Annotated in this window: 13 protein-coding genes; 6 read left to right on the forward strand and 7 right to left on the reverse strand. The window is 40.3% G+C overall.

Annotated features, from left to right (window positions below; genetic code table 11):
• Positions 1-3 precede the first annotated feature (3 nt).
• On the reverse strand, positions 4-2,829 hold the full coding sequence (locus ACTB0Y_RS07660) for a S9 family peptidase (RefSeq protein ID WP_463206226.1): 2,826 nt from the start codon (positions 2,827-2,829) through the stop codon (positions 4-6).
• Between the two features lie 133 nt (positions 2,830-2,962).
• On the opposite strand from ACTB0Y_RS07660, the gene ACTB0Y_RS07665 reads away from it, so the two are divergent.
• From ACTB0Y_RS07665 to ACTB0Y_RS07690, 6 genes are all read left to right on the forward strand, one after another.
• Complete coding sequence (locus ACTB0Y_RS07665) at positions 2,963-3,700, forward strand: hypothetical protein (protein ID WP_463206227.1); 738 nt, start codon at positions 2,963-2,965, stop codon at positions 3,698-3,700.
• 76 nt (positions 3,701-3,776) lie between these two features.
• Positions 3,777-4,958 carry an ABC transporter permease gene (locus tag ACTB0Y_RS07670; protein ID WP_463206228.1) on the forward strand — a complete coding sequence of 394 codons (1,182 nt, stop codon included), beginning with the start codon at positions 3,777-3,779 and terminating at the stop codon, positions 4,956-4,958.
• Positions 4,959-5,361: 403 nt separating this feature from the next.
• Positions 5,362-6,753, forward strand: coding sequence for a hypothetical protein (locus ACTB0Y_RS07675; RefSeq protein WP_463206229.1), 1,392 nt, complete (start codon positions 5,362-5,364; stop codon positions 6,751-6,753).
• Positions 6,754-6,799: 46 nt separating this feature from the next.
• Complete coding sequence (locus ACTB0Y_RS07680) at positions 6,800-7,327, forward strand: hypothetical protein (protein ID WP_463206230.1); 528 nt, start codon at positions 6,800-6,802, stop codon at positions 7,325-7,327.
• A gap of 22 nt (positions 7,328-7,349) precedes the next feature.
• Positions 7,350-7,811, forward strand: a complete 462-nt coding sequence (locus ACTB0Y_RS07685; RefSeq protein WP_463206231.1) for a hypothetical protein — start codon at positions 7,350-7,352, stop codon at positions 7,809-7,811.
• Positions 7,812-7,949: 138 nt separating this feature from the next.
• Positions 7,950-10,547, forward strand: a complete 2,598-nt coding sequence (locus ACTB0Y_RS07690) for a sensor histidine kinase (RefSeq protein ID WP_463206232.1) — start codon at positions 7,950-7,952, stop codon at positions 10,545-10,547.
• Here the strand turns inward: ACTB0Y_RS07690 and ACTB0Y_RS07695 are convergent.
• From ACTB0Y_RS07695 to ileS, 6 genes are all read right to left on the reverse strand, one after another.
• Entirely contained in the window at positions 10,536-12,026 is a 1,491-nt protein-coding gene (locus ACTB0Y_RS07695; RefSeq protein WP_463206233.1) for a TolC family protein, read from the reverse strand. The two genes, ACTB0Y_RS07690 and ACTB0Y_RS07695, sit on opposite strands and share 12 nt — an antisense overlap.
• A 230-nt stretch (positions 12,027-12,256) precedes the next feature.
• Positions 12,257-13,573 (reverse strand): ABC transporter permease, encoded by a 1,317-nt coding sequence (locus tag ACTB0Y_RS07700; protein ID WP_463206234.1) that lies wholly within the window; start codon positions 13,571-13,573, stop codon positions 12,257-12,259.
• 3 nt (positions 13,574-13,576) lie between these two features.
• Entirely contained in the window at positions 13,577-14,794 is a 1,218-nt protein-coding gene (locus tag ACTB0Y_RS07705; RefSeq protein ID WP_463206235.1) for an efflux RND transporter periplasmic adaptor subunit, read from the reverse strand.
• Between the two features lie 120 nt (positions 14,795-14,914).
• The gene (locus tag ACTB0Y_RS07710; RefSeq protein ID WP_463206236.1) at positions 14,915-15,526 is read right to left on the reverse strand and encodes a lipoprotein signal peptidase; all 612 of its coding nucleotides are present in this window, start codon (positions 15,524-15,526) and stop codon (positions 14,915-14,917) included.
• Positions 15,527-15,670: 144 nt separating this feature from the next.
• Positions 15,671-16,048 carry a TraR/DksA family transcriptional regulator gene (locus tag ACTB0Y_RS07715; RefSeq protein ID WP_463206237.1) on the reverse strand — a complete coding sequence of 126 codons (378 nt, stop codon included), beginning with the start codon at positions 16,046-16,048 and terminating at the stop codon, positions 15,671-15,673.
• A gap of 24 nt (positions 16,049-16,072) precedes the next feature.
• Positions 16,073-19,504: an isoleucine--tRNA ligase gene (gene ileS, locus ACTB0Y_RS07720; protein ID WP_463206238.1), complete on the reverse strand. Its 3,432-nt coding sequence runs from the start codon at positions 19,502-19,504 to the stop codon at positions 16,073-16,075.
• Between the last annotated feature and the right edge of the window lie 20 nt (positions 19,505-19,524).

Genomic DNA, 19,524 nt, shown 5'->3' on the forward strand with positions numbered 1-19,524 from the left:
GATTTACTCCAGTTCATACCCCATGGTTTTGCCTTTTTTAACGGCAGGTATTCCCTCTTTCATCCATACCGGAGCGGGCTTTTCCTTGAGATAATGATCGAAAAATTGCTTCATGCGTATACTCAGATCTTTTCGGTTTGGAGTTTTGCCGCGTTCGTTGTGTGAGCCTCCATTATAGTTAAGCAGCCACACGGGTTTATTGAGGCGGCGAAGCGCCACAAAATACTCAATTCCCTGATACCAGGGTACAGCGCCGTCACCATCATTATGGCGCATCAGCAGGGGGGTATTTACTTTTGGGGCATAAAAAACCGGTGAATTCTCGATATAATGCAATGGTTTTTCCCACAATGTACCTCCGATTCGACTTTGGGTTTCTTCATACTGGAACATACGACTCATACCGCTTCCCCAGCGAATACCGCCGTAGGCCGATGTCATATTGGTAACTGGAGCACCAGCAGAGGCTGCGGCAAACATATCGGTTTTAGTAATGATATAGGCCGCTTCATATCCACCCCAGCTTTGGCCCTGAATGCCAATATGGTCTTTATCGATAAAATCATGTTGATTAAGCAATGCAACGGTTCCACTACTTACATAGTTATAGGCACTTTCACCGGGATATCCTACCTTATATCGAATATTGGGAATGAAAACAACATAGTCGTTACTGGTATAAAAAGTTGTGTTAATGATGGAACGGCTTGGTGAAGGTGCCCAGTGGGCATGAAGCCTGTCGGAATATAACCTGTAAAAATACACCATCATCGGGTATTTTTTATCGGGATCGAAATTTTCGGGTTTGTAAAGCATGCCTTCTTCTTCTGTACCTTCTGAAGTTATCCATTTTACAAGCTCTACACTGCCCCATTTGTAGTTTTCCTGTTGTGGGTTAGTCTCTGAAACTTTTACGGGATTTGTAATTTCCATACCGCTGTACCATACGTCGGGATAAGCCTTAAATGAGCTTTTTTGCCAGATAAGCTGGTCTGCATTTTCCGCTTTTTGCGGAGCATAAAAACGATAATCGTCCATTATCACTTTTTCCGGGTTGTTTTTCCCACCAGCTTCGGCCACATAGTAGCCAGATGCTTTGGTTTTTTCATCAAAAGCCGTAAGCCATAAATCAGCTTTTGGATCGATGTACTTAGCATCGCGATCTAATTGATGATAACGAAAACGAATGTTGTTTTTACGGCCAAAGCCATTGGTTAAGCATACGGCATCTTTTTGGCCGGCGGGATCAAGCTGCCAAATATCGTACTCATCGTAAACCAAAAACCAATCATCATCCTCTGTCCAACCGGCATAGCGGTATGAAGAGGGTTCATTGGGATAATCATGTGTGGCTCGATAAAATGGCACATCTAAGTTCTGCGTAAGATTGCGGTGTTTTCTTTCAGCAATATCATACACATACCAGGCACTGTCGCTATAGTTGTAGTAATTTATATATTTCCCGGAAAAAGATATGCTTGTAGCAGACTGAATTTCTTCCAGCACTTTGGTCTTTTCACCAGTCTTTACATCCACAACATACACATCCCTGTAATAAGGCATCTCCCATGAACCGCGCTTTTCGTAAGGCTCATAGTCGACTCCGTAGGCTTTATCTCCATTGCCATCAAGCGTTAAGCGGACATTTTTCAGCTTAGTATGCTCAAGCTGCACAATTTTTTGATCTTTTATATGGTATACTGTGAGATAGCTACGATTCTCTTCCCTCTTTTTCTCTTTAAGTTGTTCGGGTTGCAATTTACCATCGGTCCAACTCCACAGGTCAAGGTTCACTTTTTCCTCATCAAGTAAAGTATCTTTTGGTTCAGGTTTTGGAGCATCTGCCACGCCAAAGAACAGGCGTTCATCATTATCTGAAAAGTAAACACGTCCATGCTCACTAACCGTCCAACCTTCGGGGATGTCAGTTGTCAGCGTATCCACTAACTTATATGTCTCCCTACCATTCCAGTAATGCAGGCTGTAGACTTTAGCCTTTATGGTATCGGCGCTGTGTACGAAGGCCAAATGGTTATCATCAATACCCGGCTCAACTTTTTTGGCTAATCCGTCAGCCACAAAAACGGTGTCTGCTTTTTCTTTACGGGTATCAAAAGCAACAACTGCTGAACGCAGCATAGAATCGTTTTGTAACCGTATGAATGTCAGTAATCTGCCATTATCTGAAAATGCATACTCAGTAGTATGGTCGAATTTGTAAGTAATACCTTCCGATGGGTTATGAAGCACTAATTCATAAGTATCCGGTGCATTTTTATCGGCTTTTTGCTTTTTCTTTTCCGGTTTCTCCTTAGCCGAGTCGACCACTGTTGTATCTTTTTCAGCCTTGTCTTCTATCGGTTTTTCGTGTTGCCATGCAATCCATTCACCATTATCTTCAGGTATTCTGAATGATTTTACCCGCGCATATTTTTTCAAACTTTTGGACTCCGTTAAATAGATACCCAATGAATCTTTCGGCAGTTTATCTTTTTTTACGCCATCGAGCTTTTTCTGCCTTAATGAGTCGTATTGAGGTTTAATTGAGAATGCCAGAAACCCTGATTCTGATGAAAATTTGGGATTATCTCCACGCTGGAAAGCAACTTTCTCTTTGAAAGAAGCGTGCCACAGTTTCACAACACCATCGCCCTGGTATGGATTAATCTCATAAGCCACAAACATACCATTTGGAGCAATTGTTTCGTTATTCAAGTGGTTCCAATGGTCAAAATCCTCAACAGTGAGCGATTTTTTCTCCTGCCCACTAATGGAAAAGATTCCCAAAGCGAACATCAACATGGTCAATGCAAAATATTTCAAATACATAGCAGATTGGTTTAAAAATAAAGCGCACGCAAAATTAACATTTTGTTGAACAAAATAAAAAACGTCCGTGTACGAACAGTATCAGTATTTATTTTGACAAAAAACCGATAATCTTATAAATTCAACGCAAAAAATGCAGAACGTACTACACCTTTCACGAAAAATCATCTGGCCGGTTATTGCATTTGGCATTACCATGGCCATGTTTGAAGCCTCTGTGGTTGTTTACCTTCGAGAACTCTACTACCCGGAAGGATTTTCCTTTCCGCTAAAACTTACAAGCGACAGCGTTGCCGTTACAGAATTTTTGAGAGAAGCCGCATCGCTAATAATGATAGGTTCTGTGGCATGGCTGGCCGGGAGAGGTTTCACACAGCGCTTTGCCTGGTTTCTTATTATATTTGCCATTTGGGATATTTTCTACTACGTCTTTCTTAAAATGATACTCGGATGGCCTGAATCGCTTATGACCTGGGATATTTTATTCCTTATACCCGTACACTGGACAGGCCCTGTTATTGCACCTGTAATTGTCTCTTTTATCATGATCGCCCTTGGCGTAGCACTTCTCCGATTTACACAAATGTACAAAGCGCCGGCTATAATAAACAAAAAAGAATGGTGGTTGCTGGGCAGTGGTGCTTTTGTTGTTTTTATAGGATTTATACTTGACTACTCATTGTATTTGGTTGCAAACATTAAAACAATTCAAACAGGCAACATTATTGACAGGTTAACTGCACTTTCGATGAAATATACACCAGATTATTTTCCGTGGTGGGTTTTCTTTGTTGGAGTAACACTCCTAATAGCAATGATTTTTATGTACATTAAAAGAAATCAAAAAAACAGCATGAATGACAACGGATAAATTAAAAGCGGGAAATCGAACCCGTTTACATTTTTTATACCTTTGCTCACTGTAATAATTGCAATTAATTAACCCCATGATTATAAGCAGAACGCTAAAAAACTTCTTAAAAATTAAAGTTGCCGTAGCGGGGTTAATTATCATATCATTAATTTTTGTCATGGCTATTCTGGCTTATGCCATCGCACCTGACAACACACCATACGCAAATGATCAGCAAATTACATTAAGCAACCTAAAGCCGGGCAAAACGGTTTCTTTTCTGAACATCAAAAGCAACAAAAAAACAGAAACACATTCCTGGGGTTATAAAATTATGCACGGCTTCCCCACGCAGCACATTCGCATACCTTTTGAAAAATACAAGATAAAAGGCGACAGCATTTTTATTACAGAATATGGAAGTACAAGCCAAACAAAATTTCAGAGCAGCTACCACCTGGCCAATGTATTTTTCGCAATTGACCGTGATAAAACGATTCAGGAAAAAAATAACAAATTCATATTCACAACGGTAAACGGTCAAATAAAAAGCATTGCTTCATCAAAACTAAAAAAGCAAATACCGGAAAAAGCCATTAACAAACAAACCTTTTGGCTTGGAACAGACCGCTTTGGCCGCGACTTGCTAAGCCGCATTATAGTAGGCAGCAGAATATCTGTTTCTGTTGGGCTCATAGCAGTAGGAATTTCACTTTTTGTGGGCATTGTACTGGGTCTGATAGGCGGATATTACGGAGGAGTTACCGATAAACTCATCATGTGGTTAATTAACGTGGTTTGGTCAATTCCCACATTATTGCTCGTAATTGCCATCAGTATGGTTTTGGGCAAAGGATTCTGGCAAATATTTCTGGCTGTTGGGCTAACTATGTGGGTGGAAGTAGCTCGCGTGGTTCGCGGACAGGTAAAAAGCCTGAAAGAGAAGGATTTTGTAATGTCTGCCAAAGTATTGGGCATTTCTAATCGCAGAATTATGTTCAGACACATTCTGCCCAACACAACCGGACCTTTGATTGTAATTTCAGCTGCCAACTTCGCCACTGCTATTCTTCTTGAAGCTGGACTCAGTTTTCTGGGCATCGGCGTGCAACCACCTATGCCCTCGTGGGGCAACATGATTCGTGATCACTACGGCTACATAGTGGTAGACCAGGCTTACCTGGCCATTGTTCCCGGAATTGCCATTATGCTTATGGTATGGTCTTTCAATGTGTTAGGTTATGGTTTGAGAGATGCGTTTGACGTAAAAAATTAAATTAAGAAAGTACAGATAAACTTCCTCCTGTTAAAAATTGTACGGCTAAAAACTGAAAAGCAATCAATTAGTATCTTTTCGCCCTTTTCATATCGAAAAAACCATTTTTTTTGAACTTTCTACCCATGCATTGCGTTTAATATATAGAAACTGTAAATGAATGAGTTATATTCTCAACATAGAACACACATTTCAGTGGAACAGATTGAAAAATAATCGTGCCAACACCCTGTCTGTTAGCTTTACCGTAAATACCAGTCAGGGCCACTGAATATTAAGCGCCAACAGGTTACCTGCATTCCTGTTTTAAGATATTTTTTACATACGAACCGATCCTCAGGATTAGCTCAAAGCTGATTCTTGATAATACGCCTGAATCATTAACCAAAAATCTAATTATATTATGAAACGAATAACCATTTTCTTATCCATAGCCATTTTTCTTTTTACAATGGCATGCAGCAACGAACAAACAAAAGATGAGGCACAAAAGCTATTAAACAAGCAAACAAAAGCCCTTGAAAAGGAACAGGAATCTGTAGAAGAAGTATTCAATAAGCTGGACAAAGCCAAAGATTCACTAACACAGCAGCAACAATGGCTTAAAGAGCAAAAGGCTACAGTAGAAAAAAATGTAAGTGAACTTCAGGAGGAAGAGAAAAAATTTGCAAAATCCCTGAAAGAAGAACAAAAAGCGGACCTTGAACAAAAGAAGAATAAGCTAATAAACCGTCTTGCCGAACTGGAAGACAGCATTAATGCTGTAGAAAAAAACCTAAGCAACCTGAATGAAAAAACAGACACATTATCCATGCAGGAAAAACAGCTTAAAGACCAGAAAAGGCAAGCCCGCACAAAGCTTGTAACCGGTATTGAAAAAATTGACTCCAGGCTGGATGAGATTGAAGGCCAGCGTAAGATAAAACAAAAAGAAATAGAAATAAACAAGCAAAAACAAAAGCTTGCCCAGCAAAAAATTGAATTACTCAAAGATGAAAAAAATGTGTACCTGAGAGAAAAAAATCAGGTGCTTGCAAATGACGGAGACGAAGGTGAATTAGAAAAATATACGCTCAAAATCAAAGACATTGAGAGCAAAATCACCGACGAAGAAAGCAAGGCAATGGTTGCTGAAAAACGCATCTCTAACCTTAAAGAATGGATGAGAGATGTGGATGAGCTCCAGGCAAGGTTGAGAACAATGATGGAAGAGGAATACAGCGAAAACGAAATCATTACGGAATTCACAAACAAAGAAACAACAAGACTGAAAGAGGAGAAAACAAACATTGAAGATGAAATGAAATCGCTGAAACAAGCTAAAGAAAGCCTTGCAGAAAAGAAAAAAGCTGTAGACAACCAACTCTCCAATGTAGACCAACAAATTGAAATTGTTAAAAGTAAAGAGTTATCTGAGATTTTAGCTCAAAAATCAGTTCTTGAAACAGAGGCAGCGAAGCTATCGGATCAGGAACAACAACTCCATAAAAAACAAGACGTTAAAACTCAGGACACACAATTTGATTCTACTGCAGAAGGGGCAGATTTGCTCAAAAATGTTGAAAAAGAGATACAAGCCAAACGCCAAAACATAGAAAATCTCAAAAATGAGATTGCTATGGAACGAAAAAAACTGGCCGAAAAACAGGCTCAGATTGAAGAAAAGCGCTCTGAAAATGTTAAAAAAATAGCCAAAACCACCATAATCCTAATTATTGTGGGAATTATTGTTGTATTGTTGCTGTATGTAATTGGGCGCAGTGCTGCAAGGAAAAAGAAAGCCAAAAAACAATAATCCAGAGCAATGAATTTATTTTTTAACCTTTTAAAATCGAATAATTATGACAACCAAGAAAGAACAAGATAAAGCCAAAGAAACTGAAGAAAAAAAGACTCAAGACACTCAGGATAAAACGCAAGAACAAAAAAGCAACCAACAAACAGACGATAGCGGCTTTTGGGACGATGCTAAAGAAAACGTATCGGAAGGTGCCCGCATAGTTGGTGAAGAAGCTAAACGTATCGGAGGTAAAATATCTTCTTATTCTGAGAAAATCTTTGGTAAAATATCAGAATCTGCTTCTGATGCTTACAAAATCAGCACAGAGTTCACGAAAGAGGCCGTAAACTCAGCACAGGAACTTGCTGAAAAGTACAAAGATAAGTATGAGGTAAATAAGCTCAACAATCAAAAGAAACACTATGCCACGCAATTGGGCATGAGATTTTACCTTGACGTAAAAAACAACGAGAACAAAATTCCCAGAGGATTTCTGGATGAAAATGACATCAAGAACCTCATAAGCAAGTTAGAAGGAATTGATAAGGAAGTACTCGAGATAACTAAAGAGGAAGAAAAAAAATCATAAACAAAAATTAAAATAGTTTTATATGAAAAACAATCAGCATAAAATTATTATTGATATCTTACTCATAATCTGGCTCTTTGTCTGGGTTTACTATCTGGCATTTAACTGGGCTGTTTTTAGTATCGAGCTGAAAATTAACCTCGGATTTGCTGTAATTACAGGATACCCAATCGTATTTTTCTTTGTCCTGGGCCTTTTAAGTTTAATTGTAATAAAATACAGTTATCACTTTACAGTGCTTAAGATAGCCAGCAAAGAGAAACAAGAAAAAAGCGAAAAGAATCTGCTTGAGAAAGATATTGAGATCTTAAAGCTCAAAGAAGTGTTATTTAAAATGCAAACCAAAGATATGAGCGAAAGCAGTACGGCTTTTAATGCACTTCAGGAAAAATTAGACACCATCTCACAGCAAATATCCAGTGATGAGAAATCGACGGATAATTTAGAAAAAGATAAAAACGAAGCAAAGAGCAAAGAAGAGTAATACAATTACACCCCGTCAGAATAAGCTGCTGGTAACCCCGGCAGCTTATTTTTTTTCAGGACATTTTACCCTTTTTCTTTTAAAATAAAAGAACTAAATTGTTAAATATTTTCATAGAAATGCCAAGCACAAACCAACATGATACTAAAGATTAGGCACATAGCAACCACAATTAAAGTATTTTATCTATTCCTACTTTTAACTTTTGTGCCCCAAAACTACTTGTTTAGTAATAACAACGACCTGCCAAAAGTTTTAATTCTGCATTCCTATCATCAGCAATTTAAATGGACCAATGAAATTACAAGGGGTATAGAAAATGAACTTTCAGGAATCTGTGACCTGCAAGTTCAGTACATGGATACTAAACGACAATTTGATGCTGATTATCAAAGAATATTATTCGAACTGATATACCACAAGCACAAAAAACATCAATATGATGTGATAATAGTTTCAGATAATAATGCACTCAACTTTCTTAAAAAACACCACGATACCATATTTGAGCAAACACCCATAGTTTTCTGCGGAATTAATTATGCCTCAAAGCAGGATCTCACCCCTTTTCATAAAATTACAGGGGTAAGCGAAGAAGTTGATTTGATGAGAAATTTTCAATTAATCAAAACCCTTCAACCCGGAGTAGACACACTGATAGTTGTAAGCGATGAAACCCCAACAGCTCTAAAAATCACCAAAAAACTATCCACAGTGGCTCAAAAAAAGCAATCGCTGTTTAAGTCTGTCAAAATACTAAACCACTTAAGCATGGGTGAGTTGGAAAGGGAACTACCAAAACTTAGCCCAAGAAATGCCGTACTTTTAGTACTCTTTTTCAGAGATGTAAATGACACCTATTACAGCTACCGTGAAAGCGCCAAACGAATAGCATTAAGCAGTGCTGTGCCGGTATACATTTTATGGGATTTCAACCTTGGCTATGGCACATTGGGCGGTTATATGGTTGATGCATTTGAACAGGGAAAAACTGCCGGCGAAATGGCCAAAAAAATCCTGAACGGAGAAAAAGCCAATCAAATTCCAATAAAATGGGAAAGTCCCAATCATTACAAATTCGATTACGAGCAACTGCAAAAATTTGAAATCGATACTGACAAGCTCCCTGAAAACAGCAAATTAATAAACGAACCTTACTCGCTCTATAAACATGACAGAGCGCTGTTTTGGAAAATTGTAGCTGTAATAGCAATTCTGTTGCTGCTTTCTGTTTTTTTAATAATATCTGTGTTCAAATACCGTCGTCTGCTTTATAAACTCGAGCAGAACCACTACTACCTTCGCACGCTCCTCAATGTGGTTGGGGAGGGTATTATTGATGTGGACATGAACAATAAAATAAAAAACATGAACCACCTGGCTGAAAAACTAACCGGACATACGGAAAAAGAGGCCAAAGGCAAAAACATCGATGATATGCTCAGCACAACACCGGTAAAAACAGCCAATGAGCAAATAGCCTATTTCATTCTAAAATCAAAAGATGGCTCAAGCTATAAAATATCGAAGTCTGTGAATCCGGTAAAAGGTAAAACTAAAGAATCGGGCTATGTGGTAGCATTTAGCGACATTACCAAAATTATCGATAGTGAAGAACGTTTCAGCCGGTTGGCAGAAAACGCCAAAGACCTCATCTACCGAATAAAAATTCCCGAGGGGCAATTTGAATACGTAAGTCCCGCAGCCAGGGAAATACTTGGATACAGCCCTGATGAACTTTACCGGAAACCCTCACTCATAAAGCAGTTTATTCCTGAAGCATGGAAAAAATACGTATTCAGCCGCTGGTTGGAACTTAAAAACGGAATGATTACCGGCACTTATGAGCTCCAGGTAAAAAACAAAGCAGGCAACCTAAAATGGGTGAACCAGCGTAGTGTACTCGTTTACGATAATGACGGGCATCCGGTGGCTATGGAAGGAATTGTTACGGATATCTCGACTCAAAAAGAAATTGAAGAACAGTTACGCGAAAGCAATCTGGCATTAGAAGAGGCCAAAGAACGGGCCGAAGAGAGTGATAAGCTTAAATCAGCTTTTCTGGCCAATATTGCGCATGAAGTAAGAACACCAATGAATGGCATCATTGGATTTGCCGAGCTACTTCGCAGCAAGGAAATTACACCCATGTCACAAAAAAAATACATCAATGTAATTCAGCGTAGCAGTGAGCGGATGCTCAACATCATTGACGACCTGGTAAATATAGCGCAAATAGAGTCAGGGCAAACACGCTCACGTATTGAAAACGTGGACATTACCTCCTTACTCAACCAAATTAAAGCGCATTTTGAACCATTGGCACACAATAAAGCATTAAAACTCATTGTTGAAGAAAAGACAAATAACTACCCTGCTAAAACCATTCAAACCGACCTGTATAAATTAGATTATGCCATAAGAAAGCTTATAGACAATGCCATAAAATACACTCAAAAAGGTGAAGTGAGAGTAAATTATCAACTTACAGATGACCAACTTAAAATCAGGGTGCAGGATACCGGTATTGGCATAAGCAAAAACAACCAGGAAATAATATTCGAAAGGTTTGTACAGGCAGACAACAGCCCATTTAAACCTGAAGAAGGAACAGGTTTGGGCCTTGCCATCACACGGTCGTTTATAGAAATGATGGGTGGAAAAATCCGGGTTGAATCAACTGTGGGTATGGGTTCCACATTTGATTTTTTTGTTCCGGTAACACTAATCGATTAAACTGGAAAAATCAGCCTCAATCTCATTTCTACGCTTAAAATTATAGAGTGTATAACCCCTTATGCGGTAATAATTTTGCCAATAATCGCGAAGCGCAGCAATGTAATCTCTGCGTGAAACATCTTTTTCCTGCAGCGCCACATTCAGGTCCAGAATACTTACTTTGCCCACTTTAAAACGCTGCTTTGTAATATTGTAACGAATTTGAGCAATTGTATCTGATTTGGCAGCAATCAAAAGTTGCTCGTCCTGCATATTAAAACGCGTAACCTCAAGAAAAACTTCCTGGTCAAAATCTACCTGTTCCTGTTCAATATTTACCAGACTCAACTCGCGTTGCGACTTGGCCATTTCGTACCGGCCTTTACCCACGCCCCAGTCAAGTATCGGGATAGACACCCCCACAGAAACCATTTGAGAATTTTCCAAATTGTTAAATGCATTATCTAACCCCTCGCTAAACTTATTCAGTCCCAAAGTAGCATTCAGGTTGGCATTAAACAGATTTTCTGCACGCGCTTCGGCCACATCCCTGTTGGCTTCTATGCGCTGCCTTTTAAACGAAAGCATTTTCGGATGATTTTTATGGGCATAATGTAACGCCGTATCTACATCTATTTTAAATTTAGGTATGTCAGAAGGTATTACCAACCTCAACGAATTAGCGTCTGTAAGTCCAAGGTATGACTTTAAATTAAAACGGGCCACCCTGAGGTTGAGATCTGCCTCGTTAAATGCTTTTTTAGAAGTAAGATAGCTAAGTTCCATCTGCAACAGCTCATCTTTTGCAATTGTTCCCATATTGTAACGTCCCTCAGCAATTTTATACAGGGTATCGTTATTGTGAAAATTGGTTTCGCTGATTTCTTTATTAATTTGCGCCAGGGCCAGGTCAAAAAAGTAGCGGATGGCCATACGGGAAATATCCTCAAGTGTGAGCAAATAATTTCGCTCTGCCTCTTTAAATTTCAAAGGCTCAATTTTTCTTTCCCACCTGTACGCATTATAAGTTACCAAAGGTTGCCGGTAACCAATTCGAATTGGGGCGATAAGATACGTAGTAGATTTATTGCCTGTTAAAAGCCGCACGCGTTCGAGCGAAGAGCTCAGGTAAAAATTTCCTCCGGTAGGTGCAATGCGCTGAGAAATCTCCAACGACCCATTGTTACTCATAGAACGCCTTTCTACAAACTTGTCGCTACCGTCGTCGATGGTGATAGATTCGTAGGAACGGTTCATATCAAAAGGTGTGCTGTTTAAAGTCAACGAAGGGAGATAATTGGCTTTGAAGGAACGAAAACTCCAGTAAGAAGCTCTAAAAGTATGCCGCGCCATAATGGCCCGTGGCGAATTATGCACGGCCATATCAATAACCTCGTTAAGTGAAACCAAGCGCTCGTTCTTTTCCTGTGCCGCACCCTGTAAATACGCTGTAAACAATATCAAAATAATTATCGCTATTCGCTGTATAAATCTCATCTGTTTAAAATTTCTAGTTTTCTGAAAATAAAGAAACTAAATATTGTGTGTTTTGATTAAAAAATAACATGGTTACTTCATACCTAAGTTGAGCGGTTTGAACGTAGTGAAAAAACGCTTTACTTAGGGATAACCCCGATTTAGAAATTGTCGGTTTTCACCGAATAGATGAGGTGAAAAGCATACAATTTCTTTATCGTGAGCGATAATCGCTCAATTTGGGTTCATAATTATTCGCTTCTCAGTGAAACAATCGGATCCTGGGTGGCAGCCTTTCGGGCAGGCATGTAGCCAAATATAATACCTATGGCCACTGATATGCCAAACGAAATTATTACCGACCACCCAGAAACGATGGTAATGATGCCGGTTACGGTGGTCACAAAATGCGATGAAATAATACCCAATATCACGCCTATGATACCACCGCTGAAACTAATAAGAGCTGCCTCGGCCACAAACTGTGTCAGAATATCTCTTTTGCGGGCACCCACGGCCATGCGTATACCTATTTCCTTGAACCGCTCCATTACCGTGGCCAACATAATATTCATAATACCTATACCTCCCACCAGCAAAGATATACCGGCAATGGCGCCCAGTACAAGGTTAAAAATATCGCGTGTTTTCTGTTGCTGTTGCAATAAAAGTTCGGGCACAATAATTTCAATATCGTCCACATCATTGTGTAAACGACGCAGCAATTTGGCCAAAACGGCTCGCGTGGGCTTCAGCTTTTCACTTTTATTTACCTGTACAATAACTTTATCAAGCTGATGATAATTTTTCTTCTCTACTTCGGAGGTATTCTCTTCTTCATCTTCCTCAGCTTCAATTTCTTTTTTAGTAACCAGAGCCCGGTTTACATACCTGAGCAACATGGTTTGTACGGGTACATAAACAACCTGATTAGCTCGTACAAGCCCGAGATCGCTACTATTTTCATCAAGAACCGGTTTTTCTACCACGCCAACGACCCGCAACCAGATATCGCCACATTTAATTTCCTTGCCTATAGGGCTTTGATTGTTAAAAATAGAAACTTTAATCTGGTCTGTGACAATACACACTGGCTGTCCGTGTTCGATCTGGTAAGAATTAAAAAAACTACCCTCTGAAAGCTCTTTATTAAACAAATTAAAATAATTATTGGCCGTTCCGATAACTTTTACACGAGAAGACTTACCTTGCCTTATAAGGGTTTTGTTTTGTATTACTTGTGGGCACACTTGCTCTACAGAAGGCAACACATCTTTTATAGCCGCGACATCTTTTAGTGTTAATCCCGGGGAAAATCTTTTTGCCTGGGACTGATTGTCATTTTGTTCTTCTTCGTTGCTTTCAATAACAGGTTGAACAATAATGTTATTGACACCAACCATTTTCATCTGATTCATAATTTCCTGACGGGCACCATTACCAATAGCCAACATGGTAATCACTGCAGCAACGCCAAAAATAATACCCAGTGCAGTTAATATGGTTTTAACCTTATTGGCCAGAATAGCTTCGAGCGCAATGGTTATGTCGAGCAAAAATCGGTTCATAGACTATTCTTCAGGTAGGTTTAAGGTGACCTCTTCGTTTTCATTCAGTCCTTCCTGCACAATGATAAAATTATCGTTGGCTTCTCCGGTGGTCACCTGGCTTTTTTTCAGGCCCACAGCTGCTTTCTTATACACATACCGCGTAGAGTCTGTAACCTTGAGGGCCTCAAGCGGCACACTCAGTACGGAATCAAAGTGCGAGACCATAATGCGATTGCTGGTAGTCATGCCGGGTTTGAGCACCGAATCCGTGTCGTTTAAACGAATAATTACTTCAAACACTTTGGCGTCGGAACCCGGCCGTTGTTCGCCTACATTGGCCACATCAATAATTTCAGCATTAAATCGTTTGTCGGGGAAGGCATCAATACCAACCTCAACTGGCTGCCCTTCGGAAACCTTACTGATGTCTACTTCATTGATATATGCCCGGGAAATCATGGACGACATATCGGGCAGGGTGGCCACGATGGGATTCCATGGACTTATGGATGACCCGACTTTACGTTTGGCGCCATCCCAGCTACGCTGGTAAATTACCATGCCGCCTTTAGGGGCTTTCACATCGAATTTGCCCAGCAATTCAATCAACTCCATTTTTTTACGCTTAACTTTTGCCAAATCAGCTTCTACTTCACGCATTTTTGCCTCAGCCTTATCGCGTTTAATTTTATAATTCTCAACAGCCTGATTGTATCTCCGCCTTGCCTTATCCAGATTAATTTCGGCCTGACGTATGGTAGCGGGTGGCTCAAATTTCGATTGTTCGAGTTTTATTTTGTTCTCTTCGAGGGCATAATTAAGGTTTATGAGCTCATCGCGTGTTTGCCGCATTTCAAGGGTAGTATCGAGCTTGGTTTGCAGATACTGGTTTTGTTTGGTTTGAATTTCGGTTTCAATATCCTTAAGCTTTTTCGAGAGCTCAGACTTATCGAGCGAAGCCACAAAATCGCCCGAATCTACGATGGTACCTTCGGGCACAAGATCGGTTATTTTTATACGGTACAAACCACTGCGCCGCAACCCGGACGGACCACGAATATCCATGCTGTTTTCGGCCTGCAGCTCGCCGGTGGTTGTTACAACCACATCAAAATTATCGTATTTGACTTTATAATAAATTTGTGCAGCTTGCTCTTTGTCGGAAGAGCCAAAAGCAATCCAAACAATGATGAGTATTACAAGTAATGCACCGCCCCAAATGAACCCTTTTTTCTTCATTAAAAAATAGTTTTACGTAATGATTGTTATTAAAACCAACGCCTAAAATAACAATATCTTATGATAAGCTGCAAATTTTAGCTCAAATCAATAAAGCAAAACCGGAAAAATTTTATTTTTTTACTGAAAAGCCTCTCTAAAAGATTTTCGTTTAAAGACAAGCAAATATATAATAGCAAAACTAATGGCCATATCTGCTACATTAAATACTGGCCGGAAGAAAATCATATGGCGTTTGGGCCAGAAAGGGAACCACTCGGGCAGGTGGAAGTTGAGCAATTCCAGGTAAAACATATCCACGACCTTACCTTGTAAAAAAGGAGCATAACCTTCTCCCATGGGGACGGTTTCAGCTACACGACCAAAACTATCGGTAAAGAACATGCCATAAAAAGCACTATCAATGATATTCCCTATCGCACCAGCCATAATCAGGGCTAATCCAAAAACAACACTAAAACCGATATCTTTTCTCAAAAAAGAATGAATGAGCCAGCCAATTCCGATGACTATCAAAATTCGGATGCTGCTAAGTATGTATTTTCCGGCAACACCGGCAAACTGAAATCCAAAGGCCATACCATTGTTCTCCGTAAAATGAAGATAAAGCCAGTTGCCCAGCAAAGGGTATTCTTCTTCAAGCATCAAATGCGATTTTACCAACAACTTTAGTGTCTGGTCTACGGCCAAAACAAGCAAGATAAGAATTATGACACGCAAATTTTTCGACATAGTTTTATGGCATAAGTTATGGCACAGGGCAAAACTGTATCAAATTGGCTTGTTTTAAAGGTCCATTTGGCAACCAATGCTTATAAAAGAATAAGCAGGCCGAAACCTGCTTATCAGTGTATTGTATTGACTAAGGCTAAAAATTTACTGGCGACCCATTTTTGCATCAATGCTCAAAGTGGCATGTGGAACGGCTTTCAGGCGCTCCTTGGCAATAAGTTTGCCGGTTTCGCGGCAAATGCCGTAAGTTTTGTTTTCGATGCGTACCAGGGCTGCTTCCAGGTGTTGAATAAACTTCAACTGACGCTGGGCAAGCTTGCCGGTTTCTTCTTTAGAAAGCACAGAGGCGCCTTCTTCAAGTACCTTGAACGTGGGCGATGTATCTTGTACGTCGTTCCCATCTGAATGCGCTAAAGTGGCACGTAAATCTTCATAATCTTTTTTAGCCATATCGAGTTTATCAAGAATTATTTTTTTAAATTCCTGCAACTCTTCGTCTGAATAACGTTGCTTTTCAGTCATATCTCCTCCTTTTTTTAGCGGAAATTAAACCTTTTCTATTAAAATGGTGGTTTTCACGTCTGTATCTATCTCCACCTCTTTTGCATTGCCCGCTGGCATTTTATCTGTTAACGTAATTTCATTCGCCAGGGTTTGCGCTGCGATATATTTTGTAAAGGTTTCTACCGCAATATTTATTGCTTCGTGTGTTCCAATATACAAATTTATTTTATCTGTCACATCAAGTCCCAAATCTTTTCGCATATTTTGTATGCGATTGATAAACTCCCGGGCCAGCCCTTCTTGCTTCAGTTCGTCGGTAATGGTTATATCCAGTGCTACCGTAAGCTTGTCGTCGTTGGCCACCAGCCAACCGGGAATATCTTCCGATATAATTTCTACATCACCCAAATCAAGGCTGATGGTTTCGCCATTGGCATCGATGCTGTAACTTCCATCCTGCTCAAATTGGGCTATGGCATCCTGATCCATTTGGTTGATGGCAGCTGCAATTGCTTTCATCTGTTTACCATATTTTGGCCCCAATGTTTTAAAATTGGGTTTAATTTTTTTCACCAGTACACCGGTGGTATCTTCCAGAATCTCTATTGTTTTCAGGTTCACCTCTGTTTTAATGATATCTTCAACCGCCTGAATGCGGCGACGTGTTTCCTGATCAAATACCGGCACCATAATCTTCTGTAACGGCTGACGGACTTTAATGTTCACTTTGCGGCGTAAACTAAGCACCATACTGGAGATTCGCTGTGCCAAATCCATACGTTCTTCCAAATCTTTGTCAATGCGTTTTTCATTGACTTCGGGCATGTAGGCCAGGTGCACAGATTCGCTCTTGTCTTTGCCACTCACAGCATTCAGGTCGCGGAAAAGCTGATCCATAAAAAATGGTGCGATAGGTGCTGCCAGGCGTGCTACTGTTTCCAGACAAGTATAAAGTGTCTGGTATGCAGCTACTTTATCATCGTTATACTCTCCGCCCCAGAAGCGTTTACGGTTCAAACGCACGTACCAGTTGCTAAGGTACTCAAGCACAAATTCTTCAATTGCGCGACCAGCGCGAGTTGGCTCATAGTCCTCATAAAAAGACATCACTTCGCGCTTCAGTGAGTTGAGTAGTGAAAGCACCCAGCGGTCAATTTCGGGTCGTTGCTCAACCGGCACCTCATCTTCTTTGTATGTAAAAGCGTCTACATTGGCATACAATGAAAAGAATGAATAGGTATTGTATAGTGTGCCGAAAAACTTGCGGCTGGTTTCTTCTACGCCCGATATGTCGAACTTAAGGTTATCCCATGGCTGTGCATTGGTAATCATGTACCAGCGCAATGGGTCGGTACCGTATTTTTCCATGGCTTTGAACGGGTCAACCGCGTTGCCCAATCGTTTCGACATTTTATTGCCTTTTTTATCGAGCACCAAACCATTGGAAATAATATTTTTAAATGCCACGGAATCTTTAGTCATGGTGGAGATGGCATGCAAAGTAAAAAACCACCCACGTGTTTGGTCCACGCCTTCGGCGATAAAATCGGCCGGATACACCTGGTCCAGATTGTCTTCATTTTCGAAAGGATAATGCCACTGTGCGAAAGGCATGGCTCCTGAATCGAACCACACGTCAATCAGATCCGGTTCGCGGTGCATGGGCTTGCCATCATCGGCTACCAAAACAATTTTGTCTACATAAGGTTTATGCAGGTCAATCAGCTCATAATTTTGTTTATTGTACTCGCCTACTTTAAATTCCGGGAATGGATTCTCCTGCATCACCCCGGCTTCGATAGACTTGTCTATCTCTTCCATGAGTTCTTTTACAGAGCCAATACATTTCACCTGTGAACGGTCTTCTTTGGACCATATAGGCAAAGGTGTTCCCCAATAACGAGAACGGGAAAGGTTCCAATCAACCAAATTTTCGAGCCATTTTCCAAAACGACCTTCACCAGTAGATTGTGGTTTCCAGTTTATGGTATTATTCAGCTCCAGCATACGCTCTTTGAAAGCCGTAGTTTTAATGAACCACGAATCTAACGGATAATACAAAATAGGTTTATCGGTGCGCCAGCAGTGTGGATAGTTGTGGACATATTTTTCAATTTTAAAGGCTTTGTTTTCCTTTTTAAGCATCACACTAAGATCCACATCCAAAAGCGGCGTATCTTCACTGGCAGACTCATCGTATTCGTTCTTCACGTAACGACCGGCAAATTCTTTATATGCTTCGTTTACAAAGTTTTTCACAAACTCATTATCGAGTGCTTCGATTGGGTAGAAACGTCCTTTTTTATCGACCATAGGTTCTTCATAACCGTTTTTGTCGATTAGAATCAATGGGGCAATTCCGGCTTGTTTGGCCACACGGTCATCATCGGCACCAAAAGTAGGTGCGATATGTACAATTCCGGTACCCTCTTCGGTGGTTACATAATCGCCGGTAATTACGCGGAACGCATCGCCATCAGGTTTTACCCAGGGTACAAGTTGCTCAAAACGCACTCCGGCAAGCTTGTCGCCTTTGTATGTATCAATTACTTTGAAAGGTACTTTTTTATCACCTTCGTTATAATCTTCGAGTGCAAGCTCTTCATGCTTCTTATTGAAATAAGTATACAACTGGTCTTTGGCAAGCACAACTGTAATGGGTGCTCCGGTATACTGGTTAAAAGTACGCACTTTTACATATTCAATTCTGGCGCCCACTGCCAGGGCGGTGTTGGAAGGCAAGGTCCATGGTGTGGTTGTCCAGGCCAGTAAATAAACATCGGTATCTGTATCCTCAAAAAGGAAAGCACTTTCATTATTTTTTTCAACCTTAAACTGCGCTGTGATGGTTGTATCTTTTACATCGCGATAACATCCGGGCTGGTTAAGTTCGTGGGTGCTAAGTCCTGTTCCTGCGGCCGGCGAATAAGGTTGAATGGTTTTGCCTTTGTATAAATAGCCCTGATCGAACAGGTTTTTCAGCAAATACCAGAGTGTTTCGATATAGCGATTATCATAAGTGATATATGGATCGTCCATGTCTACCCAATAGCCTACCTTGTCTGTGAGCTCTTCCCACTTGTCTGTATATTTCATCACCTCTTTCCTACAAGTGGCATTGTATTCTTCTACAGAGATTTTTTTGCCAATATCTTCTTTGGTTATACCAAGACTTTTCTCTACACTCAATTCAACAGGCAACCCATGTGTATCCCAACCGGCTTTGCGGTTTACCTGGTAACCGTTCATGGTTTTGTAGCGGCAAAATATATCTTTAATGGTACGGGCCATAACGTGATGAATTCCCGGCATTCCATTGGCAGAGGGTGGCCCTTCGTAAAAAACAAATGAAGGCTTGCCCTGGCGGGATTCAATTGATTTTGCAAAAGTATTTTCTTCTTTCCATTTAGCCAGCACGCTATCGGTTACACCAGCAAGATTTAATCCTTTGTACTCCTGAAATTTATCACTCATATTACCCATATTTTTTTTGC

The sequence above is a fragment of the Salinivirga sp. genome (assembly GCF_055145285.1).

Excerpts from the sequence above, each read along its gene's own strand:
- ACTB0Y_RS07660 (WP_463206226.1), bottom strand. The coding sequence starts at position 2,829 with ATGTATTTGAAATATTTTGCATTGACCATGTTGATGTTCGCTTTGGGA.
- ACTB0Y_RS07665 (WP_463206227.1), top strand. The coding sequence starts at position 2,963 with ATGCAGAACGTACTACACCTTTCACGAAAAATCATCTGGCCGGTTATT.
- ACTB0Y_RS07670 (WP_463206228.1), top strand. The coding sequence starts at position 3,777 with ATGATTATAAGCAGAACGCTAAAAAACTTCTTAAAAATTAAAGTTGCC.
- ACTB0Y_RS07675 (WP_463206229.1), top strand. The coding sequence starts at position 5,362 with ATGAAACGAATAACCATTTTCTTATCCATAGCCATTTTTCTTTTTACA.
- ACTB0Y_RS07680 (WP_463206230.1), top strand. The coding sequence starts at position 6,800 with ATGACAACCAAGAAAGAACAAGATAAAGCCAAAGAAACTGAAGAAAAA.
- ACTB0Y_RS07685 (WP_463206231.1), top strand. The coding sequence starts at position 7,350 with ATGAAAAACAATCAGCATAAAATTATTATTGATATCTTACTCATAATC.
- ACTB0Y_RS07690 (WP_463206232.1), top strand. The coding sequence starts at position 7,950 with ATGATACTAAAGATTAGGCACATAGCAACCACAATTAAAGTATTTTAT.
- ACTB0Y_RS07695 (WP_463206233.1), bottom strand. The coding sequence starts at position 12,026 with ATGAGATTTATACAGCGAATAGCGATAATTATTTTGATATTGTTTACA.
- ACTB0Y_RS07700 (WP_463206234.1), bottom strand. The coding sequence starts at position 13,573 with ATGAACCGATTTTTGCTCGACATAACCATTGCGCTCGAAGCTATTCTG.
- ACTB0Y_RS07705 (WP_463206235.1), bottom strand. The coding sequence starts at position 14,794 with ATGAAGAAAAAAGGGTTCATTTGGGGCGGTGCATTACTTGTAATACTC.
- ACTB0Y_RS07710 (WP_463206236.1), bottom strand. The coding sequence starts at position 15,526 with ATGTCGAAAAATTTGCGTGTCATAATTCTTATCTTGCTTGTTTTGGCC.
- ACTB0Y_RS07715 (WP_463206237.1), bottom strand. The coding sequence starts at position 16,048 with ATGACTGAAAAGCAACGTTATTCAGACGAAGAGTTGCAGGAATTTAAA.
- ileS (WP_463206238.1), bottom strand. The coding sequence starts at position 19,504 with ATGAGTGATAAATTTCAGGAGTACAAAGGATTAAATCTTGCTGGTGTA.